This window comes from Bilophila sp. (assembly GCF_057864385.1).
The window spans coordinates 1-13,357 of record NZ_DBMAFI010000082.1 but is presented as its reverse complement, the minus strand read 5'-3'; the positions used below and the strand labels follow the sequence as shown (position 1 = coordinate 13,357).

The following is a 13,357-nucleotide window of genomic DNA, read 5'->3' as shown; positions in this document are numbered from 1 at the left end:
GTGGAGATGAAACAACCACATACCATGACACAGCCAAAGCAATCTAAAAAGGCCGGACATGCCTCTAGCCTCATGACGGGAATGGCAACAGTGCCGCCCTCCCGCCGCCACAGAAAAGGACGTTGTTGGCCGGGGCGCTGTGCCTCTTCGTTAGCCGCCTCCCCGCCACAGGAAAGGAAGGCTGTGCCACAGAAAAAGGCTGATGTTTTTTCCTTGAAGCTCCAAAGGAATAGCCAGCCAAATGCCTTGGCTGCGGATTCCGCCAAGGAGAAAACTGGAGAAAAAGGCTGTATGTTCACCGTGCGGTGGAAAGAAACAACCACATACTCTGACAGGGCCAAAAGGAAAGGGGCCTTTCGGCCCCTCCCCGCTTCCGCCGAAAACGGCAGATCAGTGCTTGAAGATGGTATCCTTGGATTCGTCTTCCTTCACCAGCTTGAACAGCACCGGGCTGAGCAGCAGGATGGCGATCAAGTTCGGGATGGCCATGAGCGCGTTGCAGGTGTCCGCAAGCAGCCACACCACATCAAGCTGCGTGAGCACGCCCACCGGGATGGCGATGCAGTAGATGATCCGGAAAGGAACCTGCGCCTTGTCCCCGAAAAAATAGATGGAGCAGCGTTCGCCGTACACGCACCAGCCGAGGGCCGTGGTGAAGGCGAAAAAGGTCAGGCAGATCGTCACCGCGATGCCGCCGATGCCGGGAAGCGTCGTCTCGAAGGCGGCGGAGGTCATGGCGGCCCCGGTGAGGCCGGAAGTCCACTGGCCGGTCACGAGGATGGCGAAGCCGGTCATGGTGCACACGACGATCGTATCGATGAAGGTATCAAGCATGCCGATGGAAGCCTGCACCAGCGGGGAAACGCTGGTCGCGGCGGCGTGGGCCATAGGCGCGGTGCCAAGGCCGGCTTCATTGGAGAACACGCCGCGGGCCATGCCCATGCGGATAGCCATCATCACGGTCGCACCGGCAAAACCGCCTTCGGCGGCCGTAGGCGTGAACGCTTCGGCGACGACCCAAGCGAGGACGCGGGGAAGCTGATCAATATGCAGGACAATGACGATCAGGGAAATGACGACGTACACCACCGCCATGGCGGGCACGATCTTGCCGGCCACGGCCCCGATACGCTTCACGCCGCCGATGAGCACGGCCCCGGCCAGCAGGAAGATGGCGACGGCGGTAAACCATGTCGGAACGGAGAGGTTGGCCTGCATGGCTTCACCAATGGAGTTGCCCTGCACCATGGCGCCCGTGCCGATACAGGCGACGATGCCGAACAGCGCGAAGCACGAGCCGAGCCACATCCACTTGGGCCCAAGCCCATTTTTGATGAAGTACATGGCGCCGCCCACCCAGTTCCCGGCGGGGGTCTTTTCGCGGAAATGCACGGAAAGGAGCACTTCGCTGAATTTGGTGGCCATACCCACAAGGGCGGTCACCCACATCCAGAACAGCGCACCGGGGCCGCCGATGTAAATGGCTGTCGACACGCCCACGATGTTGCCTGTCCCGATGTCGGCGGCCAATGCGGTCATCAGCGCGTTGAACGGGGAGATTTCGCCATGCTCGGACTGGTTGGAGCGGCCATCCCACAGATTTTTAAGTCCCCGGAAAAAATTACGGAATGTAAAAAATTTCAGGCCGACGGTCAGATACAGGCCGGTGCCGACCAGCAATACCAACATCCCCGGCCCCCAAACCACGTCGTTGACTGACTTCAGCCATGCCATGAAAGCTTCCATTTCTCCCCCTGATTAAGGATAAAACGTTAGAAGGCACCGCTTCGCACGTCGTTCGCATTGCTGCTTATCAACGCAGGACAGCATATTGTGCGCTGAAAACGGCGAAAGCAATCCGAAACGGGAGAAATGAAAAAGGATTCAGTAACTGTAAAAAGCACTGCCGCCCATCTTCAGGCAACATTCGATTATGTTTTCATTAAAGAAAAAACCTTCCCCAAAAGGTTCTTCCTCAAAACATAATTGCTCATCATATATTGGCGATCCCAATACCGCCAATATATGACCCCTCTTCCACTCCCCCTGTGGGCTTTTTATCCATGCAAAGCCCTCTTTGCGTATTGTTAGTCAAAAAAAGATAGCAGTGCAAGGCTTTTTGCATGTGAAATTGTTCTTCTTCATCATCAATACAGAGATTGATTGCTCAATGAATAGAGATTGATTAAACAGTGAATACGGATTGGTTGAACAATGAATATAAAGTTGGTCAGGCAATAAACAGAGATTGGTTGAACAATGAATCTTCATTCTTTATCGGAATGGCTGAATAAAGCTGCCGCACGCTTATTGGCGAAGCTTTCGACATCCGAATACCACTGCTGAAAACGCTGAACCAGCTCCCGCCCCGCCGGGGTCAGCGAATAGCCGTCGCGTTTGGTTCCCGAAGCGTCCACAAGCGTCTCGCCCGCGATGCGTTCGGCCTTCTTTATCTTGCCCCACGCCCCACGGTAGGACATGCCGAGCTGCTTTGCGGCCTTGCTCAGCGATCCGAGCTCGTCGACAAGCTGGAGGAGCTCCACACGCCCCCTGCCGAAGCCTTCCCCATCCTCCCCCTCCAGCCAGAGCTGCACGTGGATGCCCTTGCGCCTTACGGCCTCATCCAAAAATTCCATGTTGTCCTCCGTCTCCGTTTCAGTGCCTTCCTGCCCCCCGCCCGCCATGCGCACGGCCAGCCGGGCCAGCAGCTCCAGCGCCCGCCCAAGGCATGTTTCATCAAAATCAAAGCGGTCGCTGTGATGCCCGGCCGCCCTGTCCGTCCCGACCTGCATGTAGGAAGCCAGCCCTCCTGAGGCCTGAACCCGGCTCATCAGGCAAGCGAAATCCTCCGTCGCCCCGAAACCGCCCATCGGGATGATCGCCTTCCAGCCGCCCATCGTTTCCGCAGCCGCAGCAATGACACGGGCAAGCTCCGGGCTGCTCCCTCCCCCGGCGCTGTTCCCCACAGTCCGCCACTCGCAGGCACAGCCCCACAGATCGGCGGAAGCGCGCAGGATACGCTCGGACTCGGCAACCATATAGGCGTCCAGTTCCGTGGTTTCCCCCCGCGTCTCCATGAACAGCCGCGCGGAGGCGGGGATGACGTTGCGGGCTTCCCCCCCTTCCAGCCTGCCCACGGCGATGCGGGTGCCGCCCTTGCCGTTCCGGGAAATGGCGTGCAGGCTGACCACAGCCGAACAGGCCGCAAGCAGGGCGTCCTTTCCTTCTTCCGGTGCGGCCCCCGCATGGGCGGGCACCCCGGAGAAAAGGACATCGCGCTTGGTGGTGGCAAGGAATCCCTGCGTGCCGCATATCAATGTGCCCGGCCCTTCGGCTTTGAAACCGATATGGAAACCGAACAGCGCATCCACGCCGTCCACGGCTCCGGCTTCCGCCATCGGAAGCGCCCCGCGCGCGCCTTCTTCGGCCGGCTGGAAGATCAGGCGGATCCGCCCCCGCAGGCGCCGCCGGATCGAAACAAGCACTTCAGCCAAGCCGAGCCCTACGGCGGCGTGCCCGTCGTGCCCGCACGCATGCATCAGGCCGGGCCAGCGTGATGCGAACCCCTCGCGCGCGGGCCTATGGCTCCCTTCCGCGCACTCGACGACCTCGTTGCAGTCCATATCGAACCGGAACGCCGTCACGGGGCCGGGGCCGCAGTCCAGATCCGCCCAGAATCCCGTATAGCCGTCCCCCATGCCCGCAACCAATCCGGCATCGGCTCCGTGCCCAAGCGCACGTTCCCGCGCCGCCTCAAGGACGGCGGGAGAAGGGACGCCCATCCTCCGACCGGGGGCGCAAGCGGCTTCGCCCATGCGGATCGCATACCCAAGCCCATGCAGCCGCCTGATGATCAAAGCCGCCGTACGGAATTCAGTCCAGCCCGCTTCCGGGTGGGCATGGAAGTCGCGCCGCCACGCCGCCAGCTTTGGGAGCACGGCGGCAAGCGCGTCTTGCAAAAAAGGCAAAGAGGAAACCGACATAGGCGCACCTCACCGGGGCTTTCCCGGCCCCGAAACGGTTACAGCAAAAATGATAATGGAATATCAGAGTGTTACGATAAAGGGAATAACCTGTCAATTTTTTCGGAGCCATATTCCGCATCCCCGGAGCGGCTCCCATCCCGGAAGGAAACGGCACGTTTTACAAAAATGTATACACCAATCTCCTTGAAACCATGAAAACCTCCCTTGCTTTGAACACGTTATTCATAGGGCCATGACTATCCAGAGTCTATAAAGCGGCTAAAAGCAAGTCATGGCAATGAAAAACAAGTACGCTTATCGTTCTAAAATTTCAGAGGCCAAAATCCGGCAAATCGTCCGACTTTTTGTCGTGGATTTGGACGCCTCGCAAATCGCTGCGGCAACGAATCTGAATAGAAATACTATCAATTGTTGCCTTGCCGCCTTCGAGGGAAAGAATCGCCCGCCATTGTGAGTCGGAATCCTCTGTTGGCGGCGAAGTTGAAGTGGATGAGAGCCGCTTCGGCGCACGCCGGGCCAAAGGCGTAAGGGGCCGAGGCGCCCACGGCAAAACCATTGTCTTTGGCCTGCTCAGGCGTAACGGACGCGTATACACTGAGAGCGTGCCAGACTGCTCAAAACCCACTCTCTAGGGAATGATTCGTGGCCGTGTGGAGCTTGAAGGCGTTATTCACTCTGATGGTTGGCGTGGCTGCGATGGCCTGGTAGATTTGGGCTATCGGAAGCACTTTCGTGTTGAGCATGGCAGCAATGAGTTTGCCAACAAGCATTCCCATATCAATGGAATACAAAGCTTTTGGGCCTTTGCCAAAACTCGGCTCGCCCGCTTCCGGTGCCTTCACAAGCATATTTTCTTTTTCCATTGGCTGTGTCATAGAAAATAATTGATGCTTTTTTCCTTGAAGTTCCAAAGGGATAACCGGCAAAATGCCTTAGCCCTGTATTCCGCCAAGAGAAAAACCGGAGAGAAAAGGCTGTATTTTCACCGCACTATTGAGATGAAGCAACCACATACTATGACAGAGCCTTTCCATTTGGAAGAATGCGGATTTCGCTTTAATCACCGCCATGAGAATATCTGCAAACTCATCCTCAAAATGCTCAGAGAAAATCTGAGTCATGCCACTAAAGAAAAGCCCGGAAAACGGCATTTCCGGGCAAAATTCGATGCTGTTATAGAGCTTAACGCCTTGGAGGGGGCGGTCGGTGGCCTTTTGGGGGACGAGGCGGGTGCTTGGGGGCAGGTGCAGGGCGAGGATGCCTGTGGCATCCGGTAATCAAGGAGGCGAAAAGCGTTATAAAAAATACAATAAAGACACGTCGATTCATAACATACCACCCCAGTTGATGTTATCAAAGGAAGCCCTATTTATGGGCATCCATTGGTCAGAACGATTAGGTCATGAAACGATTCTGCCAGGGTTATGGCTGTTTTTATTGGCTCTGTCATAGTATATAGTTATTTTATTTCAGTATCATACTGAAATGGAGGCGTTCCATTCAATTTTTCCGCTGAAGGACTCCATGATTGGGGCATTTTATTGGTTATTCCTTTGAATTTCAAGAAAGAAAGCATCAACCGTTTCCTATGGCACAACCTTTTTATTGGATTTTATTCAAAAAAAGAACAAGATAAAGATAGTTGCGGCTTTTTAGGCAAGGCGGTTTCATAAAGCATGGCTGTTTTATCTCCACAGCATGGTGGAAATACGGCCTTCTTCTCCAATCTTTCCGCTGGTGGGCTTTATGGCTGAGGCATTGTATTGATTGTCCTTTGGGAGCTTCAAGAAATAAAGCGGCAATCGCTTCCTGCGGCACGGTTTCAAAACCAAACGGCATCCCCTTCCAGCCGTAGAACCCTCATCGGTCAGGGACTCGATAAAGTTAAAGGCTCCGTTATAGTTTGTGGTTGTTTCATCTCCACAGTGCGGTGAAAATACAACCTTTTTATCCGGTTTTCCCCTTGGCGGGATTTACAGACAAGGCATTTTGCCGGTTATCCCTTTGGAACTTCAAGGAAAAAAGCATCAACCATTTTCTATAACACGGGCAAGTTAAAAGCCTTTGAAGGGGATGGCGTTGGGGGGGAAGAAGAGGAAGAAGAAACACGTGGGGTATTCCCCCTTCCTCAGAAAAGCTTCCCCCTTCAATTCATCCCAATCCCGCCCTACTTCGCGCTCTCTAGGAAAGCCTCCATCTGCTCAACGTCCTTGTCGCCGCGGCCGGAGAGGCACACCAGCAACGCGGCGTCCTTGGGCAACGTGGGAGCCATTTTGACGGCCTGCGCCAGCGCATGGGAGGATTCGAGCGCGGGGATGATGCCCTCCGTGCGGGACAGCAGGAAAAACGCGTCCACGGCCTCCCTGTCGGTCACGCTGACGTACTCGGCGCGGCCTATATCCTTGAGATAGCTGTGTTCGGGGCCGACGGAAGGATAATCGAGCCCGGCAGAAATGGAGTACACCGCGCCCGGCTCGCCGTTCTCGTCCTTGATCATGTAGGAATGGAAGCCGTGCATCACGCCGGGCTCGCCCTTGCACAGGCTGGCGGCATGATCGCCGTAGGTCAGGCCGCGTCCGGCGGGCTCCACACCGATGAGGCGCACGTCCGCGTCGTCCACGAACCCGGCGAACAGGCCGATGGCATTGGAACCGCCGCCCACACAGGCAAAGGCCGCCACAGGCAGCTTCCCGCATTCGGCAAGCATCTGCTCCCGCGCCTCACGGCCGATGACGGACTGGAAATGGCGAACCATCGTGGGATAAGGATGCGGGCCGACCGCCGAACCAAGCACATAGAAGGTATCGGGGTTGGCAATCCACGCGGCGAGCGCCTCGTCCACGGCTTCCTTGAGCGTGCGCTGGCCCGAAAGCGCGGGCACGACCTTCGCGCCGAGCATCTCCATGCGGATGACGTTCAGGCGCTGGCGCTTCATGTCCTCGGCGCCCATGTAGACGGTGCATTCCAGCCCAAGCAGGGCCGCCGTCGCCGCCGTCGCCACGCCATGCTGCCCCGCGCCGGTCTCCGCCACGATCCGCTTCTTGCCCATCCGCTTCGCCAGCAGGCACTGGCCCAGCGTATTGTTGATCTTGTGCGCGCCGAGATGGTTCAAGTCCTCACGCTTGAGGTAAATCTTGGCCCCGCCGAGGCGTTCGCTCAGATTGGCGCAGAAAAAGATGGGGTTCGGACGCCCGGTGTAGTGTTTGAAATAGTAATCCAGCTCATCCTTGAAAAAGGAATTGTCGCGATACCGTTCAAAGGCTTCGGTCACTTCGTCAAGGCGCACCTTCAGCTCATCGGGGACAAACTGCCCGCCGTAGGCGCCGAAGAAACCGGTGGATTCGGAAGCGGAAGGGGAAGACGTATTCATGGCAGTTTCCTCATCTTAGGACGGGATACCACCACAAAAAACCGCGACCAGTATCCCGGCCGCGGTTGGATGTTTATGCTCTGTGGAGAAGACTCGACAACCCGGCACCCTTTAACAAGAGCGCCACCACCAGCGGGCGGAAAGAAGGTTGACGGGCTGAATGTTCATGGACGGCATGATGCCCAGATTCGTTTTTCATGTCAATACCATTTTCGCTTTTTTCTTTTCGTGAACAAAGACAACCGGTTTTCGTTTTTGCCGTTTTTCGGGGGTTGCAGTACGGCTGGCGACGGGATATTTTCCCGCGCATGTTGACGACACGGCAAAAACACATCGCGCAGGTATTGGGATGCCTCACTCTGGTTTATATCTCGTGGGGTTCTTGTTTCATTTCCATCAAATTCGCCATTGAGAGCTTCCCCCCGTTCATGATGTGCGGCCTGCGCATGATGTTTGCGGGCATGCTCCTGTATCTCTGGAGTTGGGCGCGCGGCGAACGCAACCTCCCAACTAGCAAGGATCTCTCCCAAAGTTTCGTCCTCGCGTTCTTCATGGTGTTTATGGCCAGCGGTTTCCTCGCCAAGGGGCAGGAATCCATCTCCTCCGGTACGGCGGCCATGATCCTCGGCGCGGTGCCCATCTGGATGGTGCTCGGCGGCTGGCTGTTCTGCGGCGATCCCCGGCCTTCGCTGGTACAGTTCTTCGGGCTCGGAACCGGCTTTACGGGGCTTATCCTCCTCAGCGTCAATCAGACGGCCTCCGGCACGGACTCCGGGTGGGGCATACTGCTTGTGCTGTGCGCCGCCTTCGGCTGGGTGACGGGCTCGTTCCTCTCCAAGAAACAGGCCAGCGAGACCCGGCTTTCCGTCATACAGACGAGCGCCCTGCTGATGTTCATCGGCGGCCTGCAAAGCCTCGCGGGGGCCGCCGTGCTGGGCGAGTTTTCCACCTTCTCGATGGATTCCGTCACCCCGCTGAGCGCGGGGGCGCTGTTCTATCTGGTCATCTTTGGGGCGATCATCGCCTACACCTGCTATTTCTGGCTGCTGCTGCACACCCGCACCGTGGTCGCCATTTCCTATGAATACGTCAACCCGGTCATCGGCGTATTCCTCGGTTGGCTGCTCGCGGGCGAACAAGTGGACGGCGTCATCGTTACGGCCTGCTGCCTGACCGTCCTTTCCGTCTTCTTCATCGTTTCCCGAAAGCACGGATGAACGCCTCCCATCCCGTCCGGGGCAGGCTCGCGCCGAGCCCCACCGGTTTCCTGCACCTCGGCAACGCATGGGCTTTCCTGCTCGCGTGGCTGGCCTGCCGGAGCAAAGGCGGTTCGCTCGTGCTGCGGATGGAGGACATCGATCCCGACCGCTCACGGGCCGGGTACGCCGACGCGATCATCCGCGATCTGCATTGGCTCGGACTGGATTGGGACGAAGGCCCTGATGTCGGGGGCCCGGCGGGGCCGTACGTCCAGAGCGCCCGCATGGGGCTGTATGCCGACGCCCTGAGCCGTCTGGACAAGGCCGGGCATACCTACCCTTGCTACTGTACCCGCAAGGAGCTGCGCACGCTGGCGGGCGCGCCCCATGTGGGGGACGCCGGGGCCGCCTACCCCGGAACCTGCCGCAACCTGTCCCCCGAACGCCGCGCCGGGCTGGAAGCCGCCGGGCGCCGCCCCTGCATTCGGCTCCGCTGCCCTTCACAAGGCTATGCTTTTGAGGATGCCGTATCCGGCCCTTTCAGCATGACGTTGGAAGCCTGCGGCGGCGATTTCGCCTTGCGGCGCTCTGACGGCGTCATCGCCTACCAGCTTGCCGTGGTCGTGGACGACGGGCTTATGGGCATTACGCAAGTCGTCCGGGGGGAAGACCTGCTCGTCTCCACGCCGCGCCAGCTCGCCCTGTTCGACCTGCTCGGCTATCCCCGCCCCGCCTATATGCACCTGCCCCTGCTCTGCGATCCCGAAGGCGAACGCCTCGCCAAGCGCCACGCAAGCCTCACGTTGGCCTCCCTGCGGGATGCGGGCGTTTCCCCCGCCGCCGTAGCCGGTTACCTCGGCTGGAAGGCGGGGCTGCTCGGCGCGCCCTCCCCCATCCATCCCCGTGATCTCCTTCCGGCGTTCGATCCGGCCCGCCTGCGTTCCCTTCCCGGACGCGTCCTTATCGAGGCCGATCTTACGGCCTCGCTCTCCGCCGCCTGCTGACGCGAAAACCCCTTTGTTGTCGCGCCGCAAGGTGCCCCTTGTTGCGTCTTGCGCCGATGGGTGCTACCTTCCAAACTGTTGTTTCGTCCGCACGTTGTGCGTTTCTCAGGCCCCCAACGCAAGGAAGGTTCCCTTCATGGCCGTATGTGACGTCTTTACCCCCGAATGTCTGAACGATCTTTTCCCTCAACAGCGAACCGACGATTTCTTTGATGCACTGTTCGGAGATGCGGAAGAAGGGGCCTATGATATCCGCCTCGCCATCGATCCCGAAGAAAGCGACGACGGCGAACTGCATTTTTACTTTGAACTCCACCAGCGCGCGGGACGCTGCCTCGTATGCAGCCTGACCTACGGCCTGCCGCAGGTTTTCGAGCGCCACCCCATCATCAACCTCAAAGGCCTGGTCAGCGACATTGCGAGCCGCGCCGGATGGGAACTCGACGACGTGTGGTGGCGCATCGGCACCACGGAAAGCCTCTCCAGCGCGCTGCACCGCATCCCGCTGGTGCTTATCCAGAATAAAGGAAAATAGCCATGGCTGAACTTTCTCCCGCCGGGGACGCCGTTGCGCGTCTGCTGGCGGCCGCCGGGCCGATCCTGAGCCTCGACATCGGCAGCGGGACGCAGGATGCCCTGCTGGCCCTGCCCGGCGAACGGGCCGAAAACTGGCCCCGCTTCGTCCTGCCCTCCCCTGCGCTCGGCATCGCCGGCCGCATCCGCCGCCACACGGCCGCCGGACGCCCCGTCTGGCTGTACGGGCACAACATGGGCGGCGGTTTCGCCGTCGCCGTTCAGGAACAAGCGGCAGCCGGGCTCGCCCCCGCCGCTTCGCCTGATGCGGCCCTCGCCCTGCACGACAATCCCGAACGCGTGAAGGCGCAGGGCGTCTCCATTACGCCGTCCTGCCCCAAAGGATACGCCGCCGTCCCGCTGGCCGACTACGAGCCCGGCTTCTGGGACGGCCTCCTCAGCGCCGCCGGGCTTCCCAAGCCTTCCCTCGTCGTCGCCGCCGCACAGGATCACGGGCACCATCCCGAAGGCAACCGCGTCGGGCGCTTCAATCTCTGGCGCGCCCTGCTCACCGAAACGCAGGGCGATCCCGCCCGCTGGCTGTACGACACGCCCCCCGCCCCCTGCACCCGGCTCAGCGCCCTCCGGCAATGCACGGGCGGGCCTGTGGCGGATACCGCCGCGGCAGCCGTCCTCGGCGCGCTCGCCGCGCCGGAAGTCGCCAAGCGCAGCCAGCGCCAAGGCGTTACGGTGGTCAACGTGGGCAACAGCCATGTTGCGGCGTTCCTCGTCTTCAAGGGGCGTATCCTCGGCGTTTACGAGCACCACACCGGGATGCTGGATACCGACGCCCTGCTGTTCGATCTCAAGGAATTCGGTTTCGGCTGGCTTCCCGACGAACAGGTACGCGCCAAAGGCGGGCACGGCTGCGCGTTTCTCGCTCCCCTGCCTCCTGAAGCGGAAGGCTTTGCCCCGACCTTCGCGGTCGGGCCGCGCCGCGAGATGCTGCTGGGGCACGCCCAATTCATCGCCCCGCACGGCGACATGATGATTGCGGGCTGCCACGGGCTGCTGCACGGCCTTGCGCTGCGGGAGGCATAATGGTTTGCATTGGGGAGAAGGAGAACCTTCCTGCCAGAAAAGGTTCTCCTCCCCTTCTCCACCCCCTTTCCCGTCCTTTCCCAAAATTTTTGACTGGTGGGGTGGCTACGCGGCGGGAGTTCCGTTGAATGAGCGAACGCTTTTACGGATAGCGTGTTAACCGTTTTTCAACCAAATACGGATACGAAGATGGATTACTTTGACAAAGCCGAAACATGGGACAGGGCCACGCTGGAAACCGTTCAGTTGGCGCGCCTGAAAACGACCATTCAGCAAGCCAGCCGCGCGCCTTTCTACGCCAAGCGCCTTGCCGAAGCCGGGGTGTCCGCCGACAACCTGCGCTCCCTTGAGGACATCCGGCGGATTCCCTTTACCAGCAAGGACGATCTCCGCTCCCAGTATCCGTATGGGCTCGCCACGGTCCCGCATTCCGAATTCGTGCGCATGCACTGCTCCAGCGGCACCACCGGCACCCCGGTAGCCGTCTGCTACACCCAGTCCGACATCAACAGTTGGGCCGATCTCATGGCCCGCAGCCTCTACATGGCGGGCGTACGCAAAGACGACGTGTTTCAGAATATGTCCGGCTACGGCCTGTTTACGGGCGGCCTCGGCATCCATTTCGGCGCCGAGCGCCTCGGCTGCATGACCATTCCGGCGGGCGCGGGCAACTCCAAGCGCCAGCTCAAACTGGTGAAGGATTTCGGGACGACCGTGGCCCACATCCTGCCCTCCTACGCCCTGCATCTCGGCACGACCCTGATTGAGGAGGGCGAAGACCCCAAGGCCCTTTCCCTGCGCATCGCCTGCGTGGGCGCGGAGCCCTACACCGAAGAAACGCGCCGCCGCATCGAAGCCCTGTTCGACATGAAGGTATACAACTCCTACGGCCTGTCCGAAATGAACGGCCCCGGCGTGGCCTTCGAGTGCCAGTACCAAAACGGCCTGCACCTCTGGGAAGATGCCTACCTGCTGGAAATCATTGATCCGAACACCGGGAAGCTGGTTCCGGACGGCGAAGTGGGCGAGCTGGTGCTCACGACTCTGTGCCGCCACGGGATGCCCATCCTGCGCTACCGGACACGCGATCTTACCCGGATCATCCCCGGCGACTGTCCCTGCGGCCGCAAGCACCGCCGCATCGACCGCATCCTTGGCCGTTCCGACGACATGATCATCGTCAAGGGCGTGAACATCTATCCCATGCAGGTCGAGCGCGTGCTCATGGCCTACCCCGAAGTGGGCCAGAACTATGTCATCGTCCTTGAGCGCGACGGCCTCAAGGACACCATGAAGGTACAGGTCGAAATCCGCGAGGAGAGCTTTGTGGAAGACATGCGCGTGCTGCGCGGCCTTCAGGAGACCATCGCCCGCGCCCTCAAGGACGAAATCCTCATCACGCCCAAGGTCGAACTCGTGCAGCACAATTCCCTGCCCCGCACCGAAGGCAAGGCCCAGCGCGTTATCGACAAGCGCGAGAAGAGTTGAGGGAAGGTATTGTGAAGATTGGAGGGGGGAGGGAGAAACTTTCTGGAGAAAGTTTCTCCCTCCCCCCTCCAAACCTCCCCTCTCCCTCTTCAAAGACTTTCGTGTTTATCGAATCCTTCTCGCAAGACGGTTCCTTATTAAAGGCTGTGTCATAGAAAATGATTGATACCTTTTTCCTTGAAGTGCGGAAATCAATAAAATGTCTCAGCCATAACGTCCGCCAAGGGGAAAAATGGATAAAAAGGCTGCATTTTCACCGTTCTGTGAGATGAAACAACCACGCACTATGACAGAGCCATGCTTTTTTCCTTGAAATTCCAAAGGAATAATCAGCAAAATGTTTAGCTATGGATTCCGCCAAGGGGAAAACCGGGGAAAAAGGCCGTATGCCCACCGCGCTGTGGAGATGAAACAAGCATACACTATAACAGAACCTTATTAGGCCGTGTCGTCATTTAGATATAATCTATTGAAACCATTAAACTACTTTTCAAGTTATAAAAAGATTGTTTTTAATAACTTCAAATAATTATATGCAAAAATAACAGTAAGACCTAAAAGAGGTGGAACCGCTATATTTGGCCATGAAAAAGCCCTGTCATAGAAAAAGGTTGTATTTTCACAGTATGGTGAAAATACAACCTTTTTCTCTTGTTTTCCCACTAAAGGACTCCATAGCGCGAGACACTTTATTGG

The 13,357-nt window shown here is 58.6% G+C and carries 10 protein-coding genes and 2 pseudogenes; 7 read left to right on the top strand and 5 right to left on the bottom strand.

Annotated elements, in window-relative coordinates:
* The 3 genes from ACZM8Y_RS16225 to ACZM8Y_RS16215 form a co-directional block, all read right to left on the bottom strand.
* Positions 1–341 (bottom strand): hypothetical protein (locus tag ACZM8Y_RS16225; protein ID WP_489501895.1); only part of this gene is annotated, 341 nt, incomplete at its 3' end.
* A gap of 49 nt (positions 342–390) precedes the next feature.
* Positions 391–1,746, bottom strand: coding sequence for an alanine/glycine:cation symporter family protein (locus ACZM8Y_RS16220; RefSeq protein WP_302554184.1), 1,356 nt, complete (start codon positions 1,744–1,746; stop codon positions 391–393).
* 521 nt (positions 1,747–2,267) lie between these two features.
* Positions 2,268–3,983, bottom strand: coding sequence for an amidohydrolase (locus ACZM8Y_RS16215; RefSeq protein WP_482330487.1), 1,716 nt, complete (start codon positions 3,981–3,983; stop codon positions 2,268–2,270).
* 274 nt (positions 3,984–4,257) lie between these two features.
* Here ACZM8Y_RS16215 and ACZM8Y_RS16210 point away from each other — a divergent pair.
* Together ACZM8Y_RS16210 and ACZM8Y_RS16205 are read left to right on the top strand one after the other, a co-directional pair.
* Positions 4,258–4,849: pseudogene (locus ACZM8Y_RS16210) on the top strand (IS1595 family transposase); the annotation flags it as partial.
* Positions 4,850–5,014: 165 nt separating this feature from the next.
* A pseudogene (locus ACZM8Y_RS16205) lies at positions 5,015–5,098 on the top strand (IS1595 family transposase); the annotation flags it as partial.
* Positions 5,099–6,153: 1,055 nt separating this feature from the next.
* On the opposite strand, the gene trpB reads toward ACZM8Y_RS16205, so the two are convergent.
* On the bottom strand, positions 6,154–7,356 hold the full coding sequence (gene trpB, locus ACZM8Y_RS16200; protein ID WP_479859852.1) for a tryptophan synthase subunit beta: 1,203 nt from the start codon (positions 7,354–7,356) through the stop codon (positions 6,154–6,156).
* A 308-nt stretch (positions 7,357–7,664) separates the two neighbouring features.
* On the opposite strand from trpB, the gene ACZM8Y_RS16195 reads away from it, so the two are divergent.
* From ACZM8Y_RS16195 to ACZM8Y_RS16175, 5 genes are all read left to right on the top strand, one after another.
* Entirely contained in the window at positions 7,665–8,573 is a 909-nt protein-coding gene (locus tag ACZM8Y_RS16195) for an EamA family transporter (RefSeq protein ID WP_479859851.1), read from the top strand.
* Positions 8,570–9,559 (top strand): tRNA glutamyl-Q(34) synthetase GluQRS, encoded by a 990-nt coding sequence (gluQRS, locus tag ACZM8Y_RS16190; RefSeq protein ID WP_482330486.1) that lies wholly within the window; start codon positions 8,570–8,572, stop codon positions 9,557–9,559. The genes ACZM8Y_RS16195 and gluQRS overlap by 4 nt, the downstream gene beginning before the upstream one ends.
* A 136-nt stretch (positions 9,560–9,695) precedes the next feature.
* Positions 9,696–10,094, top strand: a complete 399-nt coding sequence (locus ACZM8Y_RS16185) for a pancreas/duodenum homeobox protein 1 (RefSeq protein ID WP_302554517.1) — start codon at positions 9,696–9,698, stop codon at positions 10,092–10,094.
* 2 nt (positions 10,095–10,096) lie between these two features.
* A complete protein-coding gene (locus ACZM8Y_RS16180; protein WP_482330485.1) occupies positions 10,097–11,173 on the top strand; it encodes a DUF1786 family protein in 1,077 nt (358 codons plus the stop codon).
* 189 nt (positions 11,174–11,362) lie between these two features.
* Positions 11,363–12,661 (top strand): phenylacetate--CoA ligase family protein, encoded by a 1,299-nt coding sequence (locus ACZM8Y_RS16175; RefSeq protein ID WP_302554519.1) that lies wholly within the window; start codon positions 11,363–11,365, stop codon positions 12,659–12,661.
* Between the two features lie 495 nt (positions 12,662–13,156).
* On the opposite strand, the gene ACZM8Y_RS16170 is transcribed toward ACZM8Y_RS16175, so the two are convergent.
* Positions 13,157–13,357 (bottom strand): hypothetical protein (locus tag ACZM8Y_RS16170; RefSeq protein ID WP_489501894.1); only part of this gene is annotated, 201 nt, incomplete at its 5' end.